Source organism: Pseudomonas protegens (assembly GCF_003363755.1).
Classification (GTDB): Bacteria; Pseudomonadota; Gammaproteobacteria; order Pseudomonadales; family Pseudomonadaceae; genus Aquipseudomonas; species Aquipseudomonas danubii.
Genome location: NZ_CP031396.1, coordinates 103,845 through 124,104, shown reverse-complemented (window position 1 = coordinate 124,104; position 20,260 = coordinate 103,845). Strand labels below are relative to the sequence as shown.

Annotated in this window: 18 protein-coding genes; 8 read left to right on the top strand and 10 right to left on the bottom strand. The window is 63.1% G+C overall.

The features are described 5' to 3' along the window. Positions 1-4: 4 nt before the first annotated feature. The 7 genes from DWF74_RS00500 to DWF74_RS00470 all read right to left on the bottom strand — a co-directional run bounded on the left by DWF74_RS00500 (position 5) and on the right by DWF74_RS00470 (position 10,977). Positions 5-3,592 (bottom strand): tetratricopeptide repeat protein, encoded by a 3,588-nt coding sequence (locus DWF74_RS00500; RefSeq protein ID WP_115580016.1) that lies wholly within the window; start codon positions 3,590-3,592, stop codon positions 5-7. Then, positions 3,570-6,380: a bifunctional glycoside hydrolase 114/ polysaccharide deacetylase family protein gene (locus DWF74_RS00495; RefSeq protein WP_115580015.1), complete on the bottom strand. Its 2,811-nt coding sequence runs from the start codon at positions 6,378-6,380 to the stop codon at positions 3,570-3,572. The genes DWF74_RS00500 and DWF74_RS00495 overlap by 23 nt, the downstream gene beginning before the upstream one ends. 80 nt (positions 6,381-6,460) lie before the next feature. Then, positions 6,461-7,393, bottom strand: coding sequence for an NAD-dependent epimerase/dehydratase family protein (locus DWF74_RS00490; RefSeq protein WP_102865066.1), 933 nt, complete (start codon positions 7,391-7,393; stop codon positions 6,461-6,463). Positions 7,394-7,748: 355 nt separating this feature from the next. Then, the gene (locus DWF74_RS00485) at positions 7,749-8,792 is read right to left on the bottom strand and encodes a sensor histidine kinase (RefSeq protein WP_102865067.1); all 1,044 of its coding nucleotides are present in this window, start codon (positions 8,790-8,792) and stop codon (positions 7,749-7,751) included. A 10-nt stretch (positions 8,793-8,802) separates the two neighbouring features. Beyond that, positions 8,803-10,263, bottom strand: a complete 1,461-nt coding sequence (locus DWF74_RS00480; RefSeq protein WP_115580014.1) for an ATPase domain-containing protein — start codon at positions 10,261-10,263, stop codon at positions 8,803-8,805. Beyond that, a complete protein-coding gene (locus DWF74_RS00475) occupies positions 10,260-10,694 on the bottom strand; it encodes a hypothetical protein (RefSeq protein WP_240321997.1) in 435 nt (144 codons plus the stop codon). Before DWF74_RS00475 ends, DWF74_RS00480 begins: the two co-directional genes overlap by 4 nt. Before the next feature lie 82 nt (positions 10,695-10,776). After that, the gene (locus tag DWF74_RS00470; RefSeq protein WP_102865069.1) at positions 10,777-10,977 is read right to left on the bottom strand and encodes a hypothetical protein; all 201 of its coding nucleotides are present in this window, start codon (positions 10,975-10,977) and stop codon (positions 10,777-10,779) included. 512 nt (positions 10,978-11,489) lie between these two features. Between DWF74_RS00470 and gltS the strand changes: the two genes are divergently transcribed. Beyond that, complete coding sequence (gene gltS, locus DWF74_RS00465) at positions 11,490-12,701, top strand: sodium/glutamate symporter (RefSeq protein WP_102865070.1); 1,212 nt, start codon at positions 11,490-11,492, stop codon at positions 12,699-12,701. A gap of 97 nt (positions 12,702-12,798) precedes the next feature. On the opposite strand, the gene DWF74_RS30295 is transcribed toward gltS, so the two are convergent. After that, positions 12,799-12,942, bottom strand: coding sequence for a hypothetical protein (locus DWF74_RS30295; protein WP_162884047.1), 144 nt, complete (start codon positions 12,940-12,942; stop codon positions 12,799-12,801). 177 nt (positions 12,943-13,119) lie between these two features. Here DWF74_RS30295 and DWF74_RS00460 point away from each other — a divergent pair, with 177 nt between their 5' ends. Genes DWF74_RS00460 through DWF74_RS00450 form a run of 3 tightly spaced genes read left to right on the top strand, consistent with a single transcriptional unit; the run spans position 13,120 to position 15,511 of the window. After that, positions 13,120-13,830: an SDR family oxidoreductase gene (locus DWF74_RS00460; protein WP_102865071.1), complete on the top strand. Its 711-nt coding sequence runs from the start codon at positions 13,120-13,122 to the stop codon at positions 13,828-13,830. Beyond that, entirely contained in the window at positions 13,824-15,371 is a 1,548-nt protein-coding gene (locus DWF74_RS00455) for a cryptochrome/photolyase family protein (RefSeq protein ID WP_115580013.1), read from the top strand. The genes DWF74_RS00460 and DWF74_RS00455 overlap by 7 nt, the downstream gene beginning before the upstream one ends. Beyond that, positions 15,368-15,511, top strand: a complete 144-nt coding sequence (locus DWF74_RS00450; protein WP_082729243.1) for a DUF2256 domain-containing protein — start codon at positions 15,368-15,370, stop codon at positions 15,509-15,511. Before DWF74_RS00455 ends, DWF74_RS00450 begins: the two co-directional genes overlap by 4 nt. A gap of 12 nt (positions 15,512-15,523) precedes the next feature. On the opposite strand, the gene DWF74_RS00445 is transcribed toward DWF74_RS00450, so the two are convergent. After that, positions 15,524-15,865, bottom strand: coding sequence for a hypothetical protein (locus DWF74_RS00445; protein ID WP_102865073.1), 342 nt, complete (start codon positions 15,863-15,865; stop codon positions 15,524-15,526). 198 nt (positions 15,866-16,063) lie between these two features. Between DWF74_RS00445 and DWF74_RS00440 the strand changes: the two genes are divergently transcribed. Then, positions 16,064-16,324 (top strand): hypothetical protein, encoded by a 261-nt coding sequence (locus DWF74_RS00440; RefSeq protein WP_102865074.1) that lies wholly within the window; start codon positions 16,064-16,066, stop codon positions 16,322-16,324. Between the two features lie 9 nt (positions 16,325-16,333). Here DWF74_RS00440 and DWF74_RS00435 read toward each other — a convergent pair whose 3' ends face one another. After that, the gene (locus DWF74_RS00435) at positions 16,334-16,777 is read right to left on the bottom strand and encodes a nuclear transport factor 2 family protein (protein ID WP_115580012.1); all 444 of its coding nucleotides are present in this window, start codon (positions 16,775-16,777) and stop codon (positions 16,334-16,336) included. Between the two features lie 138 nt (positions 16,778-16,915). Between DWF74_RS00435 and DWF74_RS00430 the strand changes: the two genes are divergently transcribed. The 3 genes from DWF74_RS00430 to DWF74_RS00420 all read left to right on the top strand — a co-directional run bounded on the left by DWF74_RS00430 (position 16,916) and on the right by DWF74_RS00420 (position 20,253). After that, complete coding sequence (locus DWF74_RS00430) at positions 16,916-17,536, top strand: TetR/AcrR family transcriptional regulator (protein WP_102865076.1); 621 nt, start codon at positions 16,916-16,918, stop codon at positions 17,534-17,536. A 208-nt stretch (positions 17,537-17,744) separates the two neighbouring features. Continuing rightward, the gene (locus DWF74_RS00425) at positions 17,745-18,125 is read left to right on the top strand and encodes a RidA family protein (protein WP_102865077.1); all 381 of its coding nucleotides are present in this window, start codon (positions 17,745-17,747) and stop codon (positions 18,123-18,125) included. A 124-nt stretch (positions 18,126-18,249) separates the two neighbouring features. Next, positions 18,250-20,253, top strand: coding sequence for a peptidase U32 family protein (locus tag DWF74_RS00420; protein WP_115580011.1), 2,004 nt, complete (start codon positions 18,250-18,252; stop codon positions 20,251-20,253). Positions 20,254-20,260: the final 7 nt, after the last annotated feature.

The following is a 20,260-nucleotide window of genomic DNA, read 5'->3' as shown; positions in this document are numbered from 1 at the left end:
ATGATCAGCGTCCGAAACGCACGCTGTAGCTGACACCTGCGGTGCCACCGGACTGGCCAGTTCCGCCTTGTGGCGCCGACTGGTAGCCGAAGGTCACTGCCAATTCGTCATCCCCTATGACCTCGGTGCCGATACCGGTACTGATGGCGTAGTTGATGGTGTTGTCGGTCCACTGCCAGCCGGAGCTGACGTCCACCAGCCAGGTGTATTGCCCGCGCGTGCGGTTCAATGCCCCCGGGAAGCCACGCCGCCACGAACTGCCGAAGAACAGTTGGCCGTAGTGTTTCTGCAGCAGGGTCTGGCTGTTGATCTGGTCCGGATTGTCGAGTTCGGCCCCGATCAGGTCGATGCCCCCGCCCAGGGTATTGGCCAGGTTGGGCAGCGAACGGTTGTTCAGGCTGTTTTGCTGGTAGTCGATACCGCTGCGCAATTGCCAGTTCGGCCCTTCGAACTGCAGGGTGTGGTCGAACTCGATCTTCAACGCCTGACCATTGCCCAGGTCATCGCCGCCGCGGGTCGAGAACCAGCGCTGGGCCAGGCTCCAGGACAACTGGTCACGGGCCGAATAGCGATGCCGCCCACCGACCCAGACATCATTCTGCCGGCCGAAGGTGCGCATGTAGCCGCTGTCCTCGTTCTTGCGATGCCAATCGGCGCCGACGTCCAGTTCGTTGCCGCTGTCCACCTGCCAGGTGCGGCTGGCGCCCAGGCCGTTGCGGTCATCGTCCTTGCGCAGGCTGCTGTCGAAAATCAGCTTGTAGTTGCCGTTCTCCAACTGCCGCTGCAAGGTCAATTCGGTATTGGTCTCGTTGCCCAGGCGCGATGGGTCGAGGACATCGCCGCTGTATCGACCCTGCTCCAGTACCAGCTTGGCGTACCAGTTGTCGTTCAGGTAACGCGCCGCGGTGAGGCGCGGGCCGTTGAACACCAGTCCGCCGTAGTCCTGGCGATCCCAGGCGATCTGCACCCCCTGGGGGGTACGCTCGGTCAACTCGATGGCCTGGCGCCGCAATTGCTCACGGAGCGACGCAGACTGGTCCTCGCCGAGCGCCGACAGGTCCACGGCCAGCGCTTCGCCACTGCGCCCCAGGCTGTTCAGGGCCTCGACCCGTTGCGCCGGGTCCAGGTCGTCGCTGGCCACCAGGCGTTCCAGGGCCTGGCGGTTGTTGCCGCGCAGGGCTTCCTGGATCTGTTCGTAGCGATTTACCTTGAGGCCACGGGCGCGGGCCCAGGCCAGCCAGTCATCTTTCTGCGCCGACTGATTGATCTCATCCAGGCGGGCCAGCATCTGCTCGAACCACAACTGCAGCATCGGCTTGGAGCCGTCCTGCCATTGCATCGCCTTGTTCAGCGCCTTGCGCGACGAGTAGCTGCTGGCCACCAGGCGCAGCCAGGTCGCATAGCCCTGAGGCGTGGCGCGGATCTGCTCAGGCGTCACTTCACGGTTGAGCTTGAGCCGCAGGCGCTGGGCCGAGTCGGCATAACCCGCGCCTTCCAGGGCGTCGGCGTAGGCCGCCTGGACCATCCAGTCCTGAGGGTTGCTCCGCAGGTACAGGCGGTACCAGGCCAGGGCCTCGGTATTGCGCCCGAGCAACTGACTGGCAGCGGCAAACGGCAACCATAGGGTGCTGTCACCGCGGGCCAGGGAGCGCCATTGCTGCAACAGCGGCTTGAGCTCGCCGGTGCGGCCCAGGTCGACATACAGCCACATCAGGCGCTCGCGGAAGGTGTTGTCATCCGGGAAGCGGCTCAAGCCCAGGCGATACAGGCGCAGGGCCTCGTCGGTACGGCCTTGTTGCACCGCCAGCGCACCGCGGGCAGCCAGGACCTGGGAGCGGTCGGAGGCATCCGGGTACTGGTCGGCTTCCTTGAGCAGGTCGACCACCAGTGGCCAGTCCTGAAGCTCCTGGGCCAGTTGCAGGGCCGCAATCAGGCGTTGCGGATTGTGCTCACGGCGCCAACTGTCAACGGTCAACTGCAAGGCCTTGCGCGGATCGCGGACGCGATAGAGGGCAATCAACTCACTCTCGTCGCCACTATTGAGCGAGCCCTTGATGGCCAGCATCTTCTCCAGTGCCAGCTGCAGTTCATCGTCCAACTCCAGGTCCCACGCCAGTGCGGCACGGGACTGCCAGTAGTTGAAGTCATCGATCTTGTTGCCGTCGACTGCGGTGATCACCTTCCAGGCCGACGGGCTGTCAAACAGCTTGAGGTGGTTGTTGGCCCAGTCCACCCGCTCGGTGCTGGTCAACGGATAAAGGCCGGCGAAGCGCTTCCAGACCGCCAGCCGCTGCGGGTACTGCGCGGTGTTTTCCAGGTTCTGCAACAGGCGGACCCAGGCCAGACGATGTTTCGGGTATTTGCCGACATAGCGGCGCAGCCACTGTTCCGCCTGCTCGGGCGTGCCCCTGGACTCTTCGGCGTACACCAGGGCATCGAGTTCGACATCGCTCAAGGCCCGGGTGTTCATGATCCCCGCCAACAGTGGAATGCCCCGGTCGAAATCGTAGGTCTGCATCGCCAGGCGCCAGGTGTGCTCGAACTCGGCCGGGTTGTTGCGCAGCTTGCTCAGGCTGATCCAGTAGCCCAGCGCCGAGGCCGAATCGCCCTGCCATTCGGCAAGATGAGCCATCTGCTCCAGCAGCAGCGGATCATCCGGATGCAGCTGGAGCAACTGCGTGCCCACGGCATGGGCACCTTCGAGGTCACCGAAGGCCAGGCGCTGCTTGAATTCCTTGGCCAGCACTTCCGGGCTGTCGGGTTGCAACTTGCGCCAGGCACTGAAGAACTGCTCGGCCAGGTCCCTGCGGTTGTGCGCCACCGCCACGTCGACGCCCTGATCCAGCAGCGCCGCATCCAGCGCCTCCGGCTGGCTGGCCAGCTCCCGGGCCAGCAGCTCGGCGGCCTGATCGCCACGATCCGCTGCCACCAGGCTCTTGAAGGCTTTCTCCAGGAACTGGCGACGCGCTTGCGGCGTCTGGCTGGCATCGAGCAGTTGCACATAGAGATCGGCGGCGCGTCCGGGTTGCTCGCTGGCCTGGTACCACTTGGCCGCCTCGGGCAGCCATTGATCGCGCTGCTTGGGATCGCGACGGGCCAGTTCGGTATAGACATCCGCCGCCAGTCCCGGGGCCTGGGCACTCAAGGCCAGCGTGGCCAGCCGCTCGAGCTGCGGGCTGGGCAGTGTCTTGTAGTCAAAGGCCTTGAAGCGCTCGGCCAGGGCCTGCAACGCGGCGCTGTCGGTGCTGTTGTTCAGCGCCAGGGCATCGAGTTGCAAGCGGTAGTAGGCCTTCAATGCCGGATCGGGCTGTGGCCACTGCGCCAGGTGCTTTTCCGCCCTCGGGTAGTCGCCCAGCTGAATCAGCAGGTCGAGCAACTGGGTGCGCAACTCGTTGTTGTCCGGGTGGGCCGCCAGCAGGACTTCGGCATAGCTGGCGGACACTTCGTCCGGTTGGCCGCCCTTGGGACGGAACGCATCTTCGTTGCGATAGGTCGCCCACAGCAGCACGCCGACGACAATCGCCACCACCAGCAATGCCCAGGGATTGAGCAGCCGCGCGCGTGGGGCCTTAGTTGCAGAAGAGTTGGGCATCACTCACCTGCTTCATGGGAAGTTGGAAATGCCACAGGCCCTGCTCGGACTTGCCGGCATAGCGTTGGCCGTGGACCTCGACCCGACAGGCGCTGGCCGAGCGCACCGAAAACTCCAGGTTGAATTGACCGGCAAATGAGAACGTCACCTGTCGGTCGCTCACATAACGCCAGTCCCGCAGGGGAATGTTCGCCAGCTCCAGAGCCGGACGTGGATCACGCTCAGGCCGCAGGGCCAGCAGCGCATGATCGCGGCTCAAGGCCACATAACGCCCCTGAGGCAGATCGCGGACCCCCGCTACGCCCTGGGAACGGCCGAGGTCCGGCCAGCCCAGCGCCGGGTCCAGGCGCAGGGTGCGCAAGCCATCCATGCCGCGAACCTGCCAGTCACCATTGGGCGTACGGGCCAGGCTGGCCTGGTACAGGCCATGGATCCGATCCAGGTAGTCGCTCATCCACAAGGACATCGGCTGCTGGCCACGCATGAACTGATAGATGTCGGTCATGGCCTTGATCGATGCCTGCTTGGTCCCCGAATAGAAGTGGTAGTACAGGTGAATGCCCCGCAGGCGCCGTGGGCTGTCGGTCAGTTCGAAGGTGTCGATCACGTCACGAAAGCCGTAATACGGGCCTTTCCAGAGGTTGGTGTACATGTTCTCGTTGATCACCGGCGCGTAGTACTGCAAGCCGCCTTCGGTGGGACGCAGCAAGGGGTACAGGCCGGTCAGCGAGGGATTGGCCTTGGTCAGGATGGTCTGCCCGCCGTTGACGTTTTTCAGTCCGGCGTCGTAGGCCAGCTTGATGGTCTCGGCGCTGGGCAGCGCGTCCCCCGGCCAGAAGAGCAGCTTTACCGGCTTCTGCGCGGTGGTCAGGCGGCTATTGATGTAGTCCCGCGAGCCGAGGATCTCGCGCTTGTAATCCAGGTTCTTGTACCCCGGGATATTCAGGCGCAGGCCGTATTCAGCGCTGAAGTCCTCGTCCTTCTTGGCCTTCTCCGGCTGCAGGTAGAACGGGTGACTGTAGGTGTGGGTGGCCACTTCGACCTTGGGGTCGGCAAAGATCTCCTGGGCGATCGGCTCCAGTTCCCTGGCCAGAAACGGCGACATGCCCTTGGGCCCGATCTCCCCTTCGATGATCGACACCGAGGTCAGGTACGGGTTGGGACGAATGTAGTCATCCAGCACCTGGCGCCCGGAATACGGGGTGCCGCGCACTTCGGCGCGGGAGGGAAAGCCGTCGCCGTCGATATGCACGGTGGCGATCCGCCGGCCGTTCTCGGTGGTGGTGTCCGGGCGCGGTTGCGCCGGCAGACGCAGGGCTTTCTGGATAAAGGCGAAGGGGTCGAGAATCCAGCGGCTGCGCTCGATATTGGACTCCACCACATAAGGCGCCAAGGCCATGCCGCCCCAGGCGCCGATGGCCACGGGGGCGTACTTGCCACCCTTGTCATCGCCCAGCAACAGTGCCGGTTTCGGCCCGTCGGGCAGCAGTGTCACCCGGGTCAGTTCACGGGAACGGGCCACGACCGGCGCTTCGAAGCCACCGATCAGCGTCTTGTCCTGGCTCAGCACCTGCAGTGCCCCGCGAGCCCCCGGCGCTGCGAGGTTCAGCCCCAGGCGCTTGAGCAGTGCGCGATCTTCGATGGGCAGCCCGGCCATGATGGCCAACGGCACCTGTTCGTCCAGGCGTTGGCCAATCCAGCTGTTAAAGGCACGACTGTCCTGGGGCGGGCCGCTGGTCATCCACAGCACCACCCCGGCATAGAGGCCGGCGAAGTTGTAGGACGGCAGGCTGTCATCGGCGGGCAGGTAGTCGACCCGATAGCCCAGGTATTCCAGCAGGCCGCCCAGCATCCGGTGCCCGGCGTGGTCGTAGAGTTCACCTTCACGCGGGTCATAGAGCATGGCGATGCGCCGCGGCTGTACTTCCACGGTGCTCATGCCGATGGCATTCAGGTCCGGGGTGGTGACCACCGGGATAAAGCCTTCCTGACTCAATTGGCGCACCAGCTTGCGCGCCTCTTCACGACGGTTGGACGGCAAGTAGTCAATGGCCACCAGTGGAATGTTTTTTGCCCGCAGTGGTTTGAGTTCGCCTTCGAGCCAGTTGCGATCGGACTCCGACACCGGACGATAACGCTTGGTCGAGGCATCCCAACCGGCATGGATCGATTCGACCGCCACGGCCGAGGCGACACCGTCGAGTTCGCCCAAGACCTCGAACCCCCGGTTGAAGAACAGTTTGAGGTTCGGCAGGCGGCTGTGCAGTTCCCGCAGGAACGACGCCAGGGCCTGGCGTTGCGGTTCGCGATCGGCTTCGGGAAGCAACTGGAAGCTGTCCAGGGTATCGAGGAACAGACCGGCATAACCCTGGTCCTGCAAGGCCTTGGCACGCTTGAACAGGTGTTCGCGCCAGGCCGGGGTGGCGATGTCCATCACCTGGCTGTTCCACGCCTTGTTGCGGATGGCGCTGGCTCCGTGGCTCAGGGCTTCCTTGTCCAGTGCGGCGCGATCGCCATCGAACTCGCCCACCGACAGGTAGGCGAACGGCTGGCTGCCCAGCTTGCGCAAGGTAGCGACATCCCCTGGGGCCATATGACCGGGCTCGACCACCGCCCACTCGAACTGCGCCAGCTCCGGCAGCGGCGGTTGCTCGGCGTACCAGAAACCGACGCTGGCGGGAGCCGCCGGGGCGGCTTGCACCAGCGAATGGCCGGCACATAAAGCTAATACAGTAAACAGACGCCGAACCACTGTGCAGACACTCCCCCGGCGAAACTCCATGTCCATCACTCACTCTTCAAATAGATCAATCCGCACAACAGCAAACGTTCAAGTCCCCGGAAACGGGTCTGTGCAAGCCCGCAAAGCTAAAGACTGCGGTACAGCCTAGCCAAGCCTTCGGTCAGGCTGGTGGGCGTGCCCAGGTCGAAGCGCTCCAACAAACGCCGGTTGTCAGCCTTGGAATGGCGGATATCGCCAGAACGGGCCGCCCCATGGCTGACGTTCAGAGGTTGGCCGCTGATCTGTTCCAGGGCGGCAATCAGGTCATTGAGGGTGGTCACGCCGCTGAGGCCGACGTTGGTGGCATCGGCTGCAGGTGCCGGGTGTTCAAGGCCCTGGACCAGGATCTTCACCAAGTCCTCAACATAGACAAAGTCGCGGGTTTGGCCACCATCACCGAACACGGTGATGGGGCGTGCGCTCTTGGCCCGTTCGCTGAAGATGCTGATCACGCCGGAGTACGGCGACGATGGGTCCTGGCGCGGCCCGAAGATATTGAAGAAGCGCAGGATGACCGGCTCCAGGCCATGCTGGCGGCGGTAGAAATCCAGGTAGTACTCGCTGGCGAGCTTGTCCGCCGCATAGGGCGTGAGGGGAGACTTGGGCGTGTCTTCGTTGATCGGGGTGCCCTCCCCGTTATTGCCATAGACCGCAGCACTGGACGCAAACACCACTCGACGGATGCCGGCGGCGACCATGGCCTCGCACACCCGCAGCGTGCCGATGAAGTTGCTCTGATGGGTGCGCACCGGGTCCTCGACCGAGGCCTGGACCGAAGCGACAGCCGCCAAGTGCACCACCGCGCCGCAGCCGTGCATGGCTTCTGCCAGGGCCGCGGCATCGGCCACATCCCCCACTACAAGTTGCAGTTGCGGATTGTCCATCGGCAGATTGCTGACCTTGCCGGTCGAAAGGTCATCCAGAACCCGGACCCCATAGCCTTTGGCCAACAGCGCATCAACCAGGTGAGAACCGATGAAGCCTGCGCCCCCTGTCACCAGTATCCGTTCAGTAGACATAGATCATCCCGAAGAAAAATATCGCAGCTGCGCCGTTTGAAACTAGCACACCCACTGAATACGCCATGGCTATTAGCCCCTATGGCCAATATTTCCCTGGTTACTCACGCTTATTCAAAGGCTGAAACGCGTTTCTGGAAGAACTCCCGAAACCATGACGTCAAAAAAACATCAACAAAATCAAGCATTCAGCGGCCGGATACTGGGATAAAACGACCGTCGCGTCAATATTGCGTCGATCTATTATTTTTTCATCTACAGAGCAAAACAGAGGCCAATATATTGACGATTTAGCGTTTCAAGGCTCTGGATCAAGGCTGCCAGCCTTGACAGTGATGGCATCAGGCGATCACCGCTACGGGTTGGGGGTGGAAATTAAATCGCTCACCAGGGGCAGAATCACGACGAAGCGACTGCCTTTGCCGCTGCCTTCGCTCATGCCTTGCACTGTTCCGCCATGGGCTTCCACCAGTTCGCGCACCACCGTCAGGCCGATGCCCAGCCCGGCGCCATTGAAGCCGATAGCATGGGCGTCCTGAATGAAGGGTTCGAAGATAAACGGCAGGGCTTTGGCAGAAATGCCAATACCGTTATCGCAAACCGTCAGTTGCACGGCATCGCCCCGGGTGCTGACCGAAAGCGTCACCTGCCCCTCTGCGGGGGTGTATTTGGCCGCATTGCCCAGCAGGTTGCCGAGAATCTGCTTGAGACGCACCGGGTCGCCTTCGACCGGCAACGGGTCATCCGGTCGCTGGGCACTGAAGTGCAGATGCCGGGCCTTCATCAAGGGTCTGCAGGTCTCGATGGCGTCATCGACAATCTGCCTCAAGTCCAGCACCTGGCGATCCAGATGCAGCTTGCCGGTGCTGACCCGAGAGACATCCAGCAGATCATCCACAAGTCGCGACATATGCTGCACCTGACCTTCGATCAGTGCCTGCATTCGTGGCAGCTCTTCACTGGGGACCCGGGCCAGGCGGCCGGCAATCATGCTGATGGGCGTCAGTGGGTGGCGCAGTTCATGGGCCACCAGCACCAGGATGTGCCGCTGTTGCTCCAGCAGTTGCTCGGCGGTGGCCTGCAGGTGTTGCGCGCTGAGCGCTGCAATCACCAACTGCTCATTGGCTTCGCGCATCTCCAGGCTCAACGGCTGCTCCTGCTGGATGCGCAGGGCTTCCTGCGCGCTGGACTGCGCCAGCAGGATGGCCTGTACCAGTTGCTGATTGGCCTCGATCAGTTGCTCGATGTACTGGCTATCGCCGACCCGGGTGCTGGCTTCGCCCAGTTCTTTTTGCAACGACGCCAGAACTGCGCGCGCCTGGACGATTTTCTGGCCGAGGAGCAACAGTTCACGAGCCGCCGTGGCGGCCTGGTCGGTCTTGCCATTGACCTCGTTCATCGTTTTCTACTCACACCTCGCCTTTGTCCACGTGTTGCCGAGTGGGACGACCGCCGAGCAGGCCTTCCTGATCAGGCAGCATTTCGCCGATCTGCAAGCCGTCATCATCGATGTGGTACAGGCGCAGCTCATCGGAATGAGCGCTGGCCCGCACCTTGACCACCGCCATGATGCGCTGCAAACGGCTTTGCACTTCGATGTAGCGCTGGACGATGATGGCATCGGTGAGAAACGCCGTACCGTAGGGACTGAAGCGCAGGTCGGTGTAGCGATCTTCCAACTCCGAGGTCAGCAGCACGGTAATGCCGGCACTGGTCAGCGCGCTGACCATCCGCGCCAGTGATTCGCGAAAATCCTCGCGAAAAGTCGGCGCCACGGCCAGCTCGAAGCCGGACAGAGAATCCACCACCACTCGGGTCGCCTTGATCCGGGTGATTTCGGTCAACAGCAGATGGACTATTTCATCAATCGACAAATCAGCGGCCCGGCTGTCCACCAGGCCAACCTGGCCACTGTGGATCAGGGCGGCCAGGGTGGGGTTCTGCGAATGGTTGGGTCGTTGCTCGAACACCGCAATCACGCCGGTTTCACCGTTGCGCGCGCCTTCGGCGAGGAAAGTCGCCGCCAGAATGCTCTTGCCCGAGCCCGACGGTCCGGCCACCAGCAGCGAATACCCCTGCGGCAGGCCGCCACCGAGCATGTCGTCAAGACGCGCAACGCCCATCTTCAGGCGCTTGATGGGGAACTCCAGTGGCGTTTCAACGGTGCCGATGGCCGCCGGTGCAAAGACCCGGACTCCCGAAGTGGCGATACGAAAAGTGTGCAGCCCTGGCAGCGTCGGCTGGCCGCGCATCTTCATGATTTCCATCTTGCGCACCATGGAGTTGCGCTGAACGCTCTGACGCAACCAGATCAAGCCGTCGGCAACGGTGAACACCGGGTTGGTGTCGGTTTCATTGAAGTATTCACCGATGAGGAAGGTGGTCGCCTGCCATGTGGTCATCAACATGCCCAACTGCTGGACGAACAGCGGCAGGTTGTTGTTGGGGTTGTCCCGGGTCTGGCTTGCCAGCACCACCGAACGGAAGGAATCGACGAACACCAACCCCGGCGAGTGAGCCTGGACCTCACTGACGATGCGCCGCAGTACCTCATCCAGGTCGCCGGCCTGGGTGTCGTCGGCCAGGTTGATGTAGTGAATCGACCGGTTGATCGCTGCGCTATCGAAAAAGTCGAACTGTTGCTGATAGCGGAGCATCTTCAACGGCGGCTCCCCGAGCACCGTAAAGAACAGCGCCGGACGCTGCGGCGTCGCCAGGGCGAACATCATCTGGTGAGCCAGGGTGGTCTTGCCGCAGCCCGGCGGGCCGGCGATCAGATTGAACGAAAACTCTGGCAATCCTCCGCCCAGCACCTCGTCCAGTCCTGGCACGCCAGTGGCCAAGCGATTGATCGTGACTTTGCTGCTCATGGCGCATGTTCCTGCGAAGGGGGATCGCTCAAGAAAGGCTCCCACACGCCACTCAGCAAGCGCGCAGTGAGCGAGGGACCAATCAGCGTGGTCAGCAGTTCATAGAAGGTGGTGAGCATCACTTCACCGAAAAACAGGGCCTCGGCCGGGCTTTGCTCTATGAGTACCGACTTGAGGGCCGTCAGGTTCAATTCGGCCTGTAGCCCGTCATAGAGGCCGGCCAGGCGCGGTTGCGCCGAGATGCACAGATGAAGGCTGCGGCAGTAAAGAGCGGCAACTCCCTGCTCACCGATAATCGGCGTAAGGGCGAGGCTCATGCGCTGCAAGGTTGAGACAATCGCCTGAGCGATGCTTGCAACGTCAGCCTCCGGGCCAACACTTCGCGCCAGAGAAGCTACGAACTGGCGGCTCTCTTCGCTTAGCGTGGACATGGCTGGCTGATAGTGAGTGAGAAGAATTCCATGGTACACCCTATAGCCGCGTATAGAAGCGCTATTGCATGCGGCCCTGTCCCTACAAAGAGGGCTCCGGGGCCTGGCTGCTGAGAAACAGCGTCCAGGCCTCAAAAGCCTGTTGATGCCTGCGGGTTGCGTTCTCCCACTCCGGCCCGCAGGTCTGTCGTGCGGAAACCAGCATCATCATGCTCGTCGTTGCAGCATCCAGCTCAAGTAGCAGCTTGTACGCCTCAAGCCGGAAATCATCGACGGACTTCATGGTTTGTCCCTGGTGGCGACACGTCTGGGCGAAGAAATCTTGTTCCTTCTGCCGTGGAGTGCCTGCAAAACCAGTAGTTCAAATCGATCCTGCTCGGGAATGCGCCCTCGCCTGATCTCGCCCCTGATCAGACATTTCTTAAAAAACCGCTTTCCACGCACGCCGGGGCCTCTGTTAATCCGCTCTTAACGCCAGCGCAATGCAATCAGCCCGCCATTGCGGGCGCAAAGTGCGGGCGTGAATCAATGGCTTGAAAACCTCCCACGCAGAACACCGGACCGACTACCGGCCGCGGCGCGACCACTCAATGCGCCTGCCGCTGCGTGCAACAGCCTTATCCAACGGCCCAACTTGATTGATCGGCGCCAGGCAATGTGCGCGGCTATCCGTGCAGGTCGCAAGCCAGTAACCGCCGTCCAGCCCGCAATCAATCAGGTTGAGGCCTCTCAACCCTAGCCGCTGGCGCGACTGGCTGACAGTGCGTCCAGAAACCCAGACTGAGGAGTGTGCGAATGGTCCAACTGGACTTCTATGGAACCCTGGTGGCCGCATCGTTGGTGCTGTTACTGGGGCGTGGCCTTGTCACCCGAGTCGGTTTCTTGCGTGCCTACAATATTCCCGAACCTGTGGCCGGAGGCTTGGTGGTGGCCTTGCTGCTTCTGCTGCTGCGGGGTATGGGGGACATGGAAGTCAGCATTGATACCTCGCTCCAGGCGCCCTTGATGCTGGCCTTCTTTGCCACCATTGGCCTGAGCGCAGACTTTGCCAGCCTGAAAAAAGGTGGGCGCAACCTGACGGTATTCCTGCTGCTGGTGACCGGTTTTCTGCTGGTACAGAACGCCATGGGCATCGGTCTGGCCAAGGCGCTGGGGCTTGATCCCTTGATGGGGCTGTTGACCGGCTCTGTGACACTGTCCGGCGGTCACGGCACGGGCGGAGCCTGGGGCGCAGTGTTCAAGGAGCAATATGGCCTGGCCTCGGCCCCCGAAATCGCCATGGCCTCGGCCACCTTCGGCCTGGTGCTGGGGGGCTTGATCGGCGGTCCGGTCGCCCGCCTGCTGGTCAAGCGGGTGCAAACCCCTGGGGCCGTGCAAGGCGAACCGCGCTTGCCCAGAGGCTATGAGCAGCCCTACAAGGAGCGGCAGATCACCGCGCTGAGTTTCATCGAGACCCTGGCCCTGGTTGCCATCAGCCTCCAGGCCGGGAGTTTTCTCAGCGGCTTGATCCAGGGCACGGCGCTGGAACTGCCGACCTTCGTCTGCGTGCTGTTCGTCGGGGTGGTATTGCGCAATGGCCTGTCGGCGCTGGGCTGGCATCAGGTCTTCGATCAGGAAGTGTCGCTGCTGGGCAACGTGAGCCTCTCGCTGTTCCTGGCGATTGCCTTGATGTCGCTGCGGCTGTGGGATCTGGCCAGCCTGGCCCTTCCCATCCTGATTCTGCTGGCCGTGCAGACCCTGGTGATGGCGCTGTTTGCGATCTTCGTCACCTTCCGCGTCATGGGCCGCAACTATGACGCTGCGGTCCTGGCTGCCGGCCATTGCGGTTTCGGGCTAGGCGCGACGCCGACGGCCATTGCCAATATGCAGGCGGTGACCCAGCGCTACGGGCCATCGCCGATGGCATTCCTGGTGGTGCCGATGGTGGGGGCATTTTTTATCGACATCAGCAACGCCATCGTGATCAAGCTGTACCTGGCGCTGCCTTGGCTGGGGGTTGCTGCTTGATGGAGCGCTCCGCCCGCCGGACTCCTGTGCCGGCGGGCGAATCATGATCAGCACAGCCATAGAGCAAAGCTGTACAGCACAATCGCACACGTACAACCTAATCGAGCGGCTGCTGCTCTTCGCCGCCCAGACAGGCACTGGCCTTGCGCATCGGTCGCCGCACCCTCGGCCAGCGCCGGCGCAGGCAAAGGAACAGCGCCACGACCAATACCAGGCCAAGCATCAAGCAAAAACCCCACATTGCCCTCTCCTTCCATTGCCGAAGCCGGCAGCGGCTTCACCCTGAAGACTTTTTAGCCTCAATCGCTGCAAAAATCCTGTACAAAATCAAATTTTATGTACAACTATTACTCATGGATTTTGACAGTGCGAGCAGGGAGTCAGGCTCGCTGCCACGTCAATCGGTGGGTAAAACACAATGAGCACTACCTTGAACATGCAGTCCCTGGGTGCGGGCTATCGTGCTCTGGTGATTGGCGCCAGCGGCGCGCTGGGCTCGGCCTTTTGCCAGTGGCTCGAAGAGGACCCGCGCTGCGCCGGGGTGCGCGCCCTGTCCCGCGGCACGCTTCCCGCGCTCGACCTTGAACAGCCCGACAGCATTGCCCGGGCCGCCGCCGAATTGGCGGATGAGGCGCCATACCAGCTGATTGTGCATGCCGCCGGGCTGCTGCATCGCGCCGACATCAAACCGGAAAAAACCTACGCCGCCCTTGAAGACCAGGCGCTCAAGGCCGTGTTCCAGGTCAATGCCGTGGGCCCGGCCCTGGTCCTGCGGCACTTTCTGCCCTTGCTGGCGCCCCAGGGCGCGATGGCGCTGCTGTCGGCCAAGGTCGGCAGCATCAGCGACAACCGCTTGGGCGGCTGGTACGCCTATCGCGCCTCCAAGGCCGCGCTGAACATGCTGGTTAAAACCGCGGCCATCGAACTGGCGCGAACCCGGCCCGGGGCCCGTCTGCTCAGCCTGCATCCCGGCACGGTGGTGTCGCAGCTGTCGCAACCGTTTCGCGGCTCCGCGGCAGCGCGGCCGGCCAGCGTGGCGGCCTGGGAGCTGCTGACACTGATCGACCGCCTGAGTGCGGCCGACAGCGGCCAGTTCTTTGCCTACGACGGCGAGCGTCTGCCATGGTAAGCGCCGGTACTGGCGGCCGACTGGGGCTGGTGCTGGGCGACCAGTTGTCGTTCGACCTGGAGTTGCTCAAGGTCCTGGACCCGGCCCACGACACACTGCTGATGGCCGAAGTCGACAGCGAAGCGCGGTATGTCCGGCATCATCCACAGAAAATCCTGCTGATCTTCAGCGCCATGCGCCACTTTGCCGAGCGCTTGCGCGAGCAAGGCTGGCGGGTGATTTACGTCAAGCTGGACGACCCTGACAACAGCGGCAGCCTTCCTGGCGAGTTGCGGCGCTGGCAGACGGCCCTCGGCGCGGCTCAACTGCATGTCACCGAGTGCGGAGAATGGCGACTGGAACAGGCCCTGCGCGATGCCGGCCTGCCCCTGACCGTTCATGTGGATCGGCGGTTCCTGTGTTCGCGCGAAGCGTTCCGTGATTGGGCGGCCGGGCGGACGTCGTTGCGCATGGAATATTTCTACCGCGAGATGCGCAGGCAAAGCGGCCTGCTGCTGGAGCCCGACGGGCGCCCCTGCGGTGGCACCTGGAACCTCGATGCCGACAACCGCAAGGCCCTGCCCCGGGGCTTGCGCGGGCCCTTTGCGGCGCGCTTCGGCCATGACGCCATTACCCGCGAGGTACTCCAACTGGTGGGCCAGCGCTTCAGCGATCACTACGGAGACCTGGCGCGCTTCGACTATCCGGTGACCCACGAGCAGGCGCAGGAGCTGTGGCAGCACTTCCTCGACTTTTCCCTGGCCGCGTTCGGCGATTACCAGGACGCCATGGCCGAGGGCGAGCCCTTTCTGTTTCATGCGCGGATCAGCGCCGCGCTGAACATCGGCCTGCTGGATGTGCGCCAGCTCTGCGCCGATGTCGAGCGTGCCTACCGCGAGAACCGGGTGGCACTGAATGCCGCGGAGGGTTTCATCCGCCAACTGATCGGCTGGCGTGAATATGTACGCGGCATCTACTGGCTGCGCATGCCGGAATACGCCGAGCTCAACGGCCTGGGCAATACCCGGGCCCTGCCGGAGTTCTACTGGAGCGGCGCCACCGACATGCGCTGCATGTCCCAGGCCATCGGCCAGACCCTGGAACTGGGTTACGCCCACCATATCCAGCGGCTGATGGTCACCGGCAATTTTGCCCTGCTGGCCGGCATCGCCCCCAAGGCCATCTGCGACTGGTACCTGGCGGTCTACCTGGATGCCTTCGACTGGGTCGAACTGCCCAATACCCTGGGCATGGTGATGCACGCCGACGGCGGCTACCTGGGCTCCAAGCCCTATTGCGCCAGCGGTCGTTATATCCAGCGGATGTCCGACTACTGCGGCGGCTGCCGTTACCGGGTGGACCAGGCCACCGGCAGCGATGCCTGCCCGTTCAATGCCCTGTACTGGCATTTCCTGATGCGCCACCAGGAGCAACTGAGCGCCAATCCGCGCCTGGCGCTGACCTATCGCAACCTGCAGCGCATGGACGCCCCGCGCCGGGACGCCATCTGGCAACGGGGCGAGGAGTTGCTGGCGCGCCTGGACGCTGGAGAGGCCCTGTGAAGAAGTCCGAACTGCCGCGCAAGGACTGCGCCGCCTGCGGCCGGCCCTTTACCTGGCGCAAGCGCTGGGCGCGTTGCTGGGATGAGGTGCGCTGGTGTTCCGAACGCTGTCGCCGCAGCGCCCGCGCCAGGCAGCCATGAGCCCTGGGCAGGCTACAGGCAGTCTTGCGCGGCCTTTTCGAAATGGGACGGGGCAAAGCTGGAGGCCAGCAGATGCCGCTCATAGAGGAACACCTTGCCGCCATTGGGGGCCTTGTAGGCTTCCAGTACGTTGTCCGCCGCCACCTTGCTGGTGACCACGATCCGGTAGCCGCGCTGCGACTGCGAAACGGTGGCGGTCTGGTCGCTGCTCTGCAGCTTGGGGATCACGCAATCGGCGTACTGGGCGGGTGTTTTGCGGGTCTGCATGACTAGGCTCGGGTCGTTCGGCGCGGAGGCACAGCCGGCCAGCACGAGAACGGCAGAAGTCATGGCAAACAGGGGTAAAAGGCGCATCGGACAAATCCTGGAGTCAAGAACGCGGTACAGGGCGCCACGGGTTGAACCCTGCGGGCGCTATCGAGGGCGGCGATTTTCCACGGTTGACGCGTCCGACAAAATAGCTGTTTTTTGATTGTCACTATCACTTGAACCAATAGTTGCCCTCCGGGCAGACTGCCCGGCAGTCCAACTACAACTAAAAGGGATTCTTGCGTGCGAACTTTTGACCTTATCCGCGATGCCGTCCTGCCCGAATTTCGCGAGCGGGTGGCCGACTACCTGATCGAGTATGAAAGCGTATTGCGCGACGACAGCGCAGAACCGCAGGCATTGCAGGCGGTTGCCTACCAACTGCGCGGCTATTTGCGCGGCCTGAACACCACTCGGGTGCTGGGAATGGCGGACTGGGAAGAGCTGGATCGGCGGGTGGTGGCGACCTGGTTGAGCCCGGCCGCCGGTGAAACCCTCGAATAACCCGGCTTCTCAGGGTGCCGACGGCGCTCCCTTGCTGGCGGCGAGGTAGGCGGACAAACGCTTGCCCATTTCCTCTCCCAGGGCCTGCAGCCCACTCATGGGCCGCACCATGACCTCGAATTCGACAATCTTGCCGCCCTCGTCAAAGCGGATCATGTCGATCCCCTTGACCTGTTTGTCGCCGACCCGGGCACTGAACTCCAGCACCACGCTCAGGCCATCGGCGGTGGCCAGCTCGCGGTGATAGGCAAAATCCTCGAAGACATTGAGCACCGTGCCAAGGATGGTCGCCACGACCTGGGCTCCCGGGTAGGCGGTATGGGCCATGGGCGAACGAAACACCACCTTGGGGTCCAGCAGTCCGGGCAAGCCGTGCAGGTCTTGCCCGGCGACCATGGCGTGCCAGCGTTGCAAGGATACGGCGGCCAGGGGTTGCAGTTTCAGTTCTGACATAGGGGGCTTCCTTAAGCGGTCTTGTTGTTGTGGCGCCCAGGCTACGAGCCAATCTTAGCGCCGTCAAGATTATGGCTCATGATAAGATTTCGGCGTTTTTTTTGCCTTTCCGTCGACGCCATTCGGGGCCTTCCAAACATGACCAAGCACTCCTCGCGCTCACGGGATTCCTACCACGTGGGCAATCTGGCACCGCAACTGCTCGATGCGGCCCGGGACATGCTTGAGGAAGTCGGCCCGACCAAGCTGTCGCTGCGCGCTGTGTCCGAACGGGTCGGGGTCAGTGCCACGGCGGCCTATCACCATTACGCCAATCGCGCGGAGCTCATTGGCCACTTGGCCGCTCAAGGCTTTCACGAATTGGCCCAGGTGTTGCCCCGGGACAGTACCCAGAGCGGTCAGCACAAGTTGCGCGATGCCTGCCTGGCCTACTTCAGTTTTGCCCGCGCCAACCCGGCGCTGTACCAACTGATGTTCGGCCCCGAGTTCGCCACTGGCGAGATGCCGCCCCTCTTACTCGATGCCCGCAACCAAGCCTTTGGCGAGCTACGACGGATCATTGCCGAGATCCTCGAACTGGACATCGAACAACCCGAGGTCCGTCGGGCCGCCCTCGCCGGCTGGTCCTATACCCACGGCCTGGCGTCGCTGGTGATCCATGGCGTCCTGCACTTTCCCGCCGGCACCTCCGACCAGCGCTTCGTCGACAACACCCTGCAAGGCTTCCTGCAGCTGTTCCAGGCCGGTAGCCGGGAATGAAGTTCGCTGACGACAAGCTCAGTGTCATGCTCAAAAGCGCTCCCGCAGCCGACGCGCATCGGGTCCGCGATTTGCACAGGCGCCTGAGCCTGCAAGCGTGACCTGGACGATGCATGGGAGGAGGACCGGAAAAAGACCCTCACAACTTGAACTTCAATCGGCACCCACTCATCCTTGCGAACCGTTTTCCCTCGAACAAGAGACCCCCATGGCCAACCCAGACCTCATTTTCACCCCCGACCCGGACGCGGACTCCATCTCCTCCGACGTCGCCGCGTTCAACGGCATCCTGGTTTCCACCCAGATCCCGACCCGTGCCGACGGTAGCCTGGAACTGGGGGACATCACCCTGCAGAGCGAATGCACCCTGCAGGCGCTGAAAGTGGCCCTGGAACGGGCCGGCAGTTCCATGGATCGGGTCATGCACTTGACCATCTACCTCACCGACATGGCCGACCGCGCCGCGTTCAACGAGGTCTACCAGCGTTTCTTCGCCAAGCCCTGGCCGGTGCGCGCCGCCGTTGGCGTGGCCGCTCTGGCGGTGGAAGGCATGCGCGTGGAAGTCACCGCCATGGCCGCCAAGGCCTGACGCAGCGACTGTAACCGGCGGCTGCGCGCAACGCGTGGCCGCCACCGGGCAGCATACGGATGCCGGGCAAGCGTTTCGCCGCTACAATGCGCGCCTTGACCCTGATAAGCCTGACTAAAAAAACATGTCCTTGCCCAAACATCACCTGGAACTGCTCAGCCCTGCCCGCGATGTGGCCATCGCCCGCGAAGCCATCCTGCATGGCGCCGACGCGGTGTACATCGGTGGCCCGAGCTTCGGCGCCCGTCACAACGCCAGCAACGAGGTGGGCGAGATCGCCCAGTTGGTGGAGTTCGCCCGCCGCTATCACGCCCGGGTGTTCACCACCCTCAACACCATCCTCCACGACAACGAACTGGAGCCGGCACGCCAGCTGATCCATCAGTTGTACGACGCGGGTGTCGATGCGTTGATCGTCCAGGATCTGGGGGTGATGGAGCTGGATATTCCGCCCATCGAGCTGCATGCCAGCACCCAGACCGATATCCGCACCCTGGAGCGGGCCCGGTTCCTCGACCAGGCCGGTTTCTCCCAACTGGTGCTGGCCCGTGAACTGAACCTGAAAGAAATCAGCGCCATCGCCGCCGAAACCGACGCGGCCATCGAGTTCTTCATTCACGGCGCCTTGTGCGTGGCCTTTTCCGGCCAGTGCAATATCTCCCACGCCCAGACCGGTCGCAGCGCCAACCGCGGCGACTGCTCCCAGGCCTGTCGCCTGCCCTACACCCTCAGAGACGAGCACGGCGGCGTGATCGCCTACGAGAAGCACCTGCTGTCGATGAAGGACAACAACCAGAGCGCCAACATCCGCGCCCTGGTGGAAGCCGGCGTGCGCTCGTTCAAGATCGAGGGGCGCTACAAGGACATGGCCTATGTGAAGAACATCACGGCCTACTACCGCCAGCGCCTGGACGACGTCCTCGAAGACCGTCCGGACCTGGCCCGCGCCTCCAGCGGCCGCACCGCGCACTTCTTCGTCCCCGATCCGGACAAGACCTTCCACCGTGGCAGCACCGACTACTTCGTCAGCGAGCGCAAGATCGACATCGGCGCCTTCGACTCGCCGACCTTTACCGGCCTGCCAGTGGGCAGCGTGGAAAAAGTCGGCAAGCGCGACCTGCAAGTGGTGACCTTCGAGCCGCTGTCCAACGGCGACGGCCTCAACCTGCTGGTCAAGCGCGAAGTGGTGGGTTTTCGCGCCAACATCGCCGAAGCACGCGGCGAGTTCGAAGAAGACGGTGAGAAACGTTACCGCTATCGGGTCGAGCCCAACGAGATGCCCGATGCCCTGCAGCGCCTGCGGCCCAACCATCCGCTGAGCCGCAACCTCGATCACAACTGGCAACAGGCCCTGACCCGTACCTCCGCCGAGCGGCGCATTGGCCTGTCCTGGCTGGCCACCCTGCGGGAAGAACGCCTGCAACTGACCGCCACCAGCGAAGAAGGCATCAGCGCCAGCGTCGCCCTGGACGGTCCGTTCGGCGTGGCCAACAAACCGGAGCAGGCCCTCGGGCAACTGCAGGACCTGCTGGGGCAACTGGGCACCACCCTCTACCACGCCACGAACATCAAGCTGGATGCGCCCCAGGCGTACTTCATCCCCAATTCCCAGCTCAAGGCCCTGCGCCGGGAAGTCATCGAAGCGCTGGACACGGCCCGCGTCGCGGCTCATCCACGGGGCACGCGCAAGGCCGAAAGCAACCCGCCGCCGGTGTACCCGGAGTCGCACCTGTCGTTCCTGGCCAACGTCTACAACCAGAAGGCCCGGGACTTCTACCACCGTCACGGCGTGCAACTGATCGACGCCGCGTTCGAGGCCCACGAAGAGCACGGCGACGTGCCGGTGATGATCACCAAGCACTGCCTGCGCTTCTCCTTCAACCTGTGCCCCAAGCAGGCCAAGGGCGTGACCGGGGTGCGCACCAAGGTGGCGCCGATGCAACTGGTGCACGGTGACGAAGTGCTGACCCTGAAGTTCGATTGCAAGCCCTGCGAAATGCACGTGGTGGGCAAGATCAAGGGCCACATCCTCGACCTGCCGCTGCCGGGCAGCGCCGCCGCCGAAGCCGTCGTCGGCCACATCAGCCCCGAAGACCTGCTCAAGACCATCCCCCGCGCACCGCATTGAGTGCCGG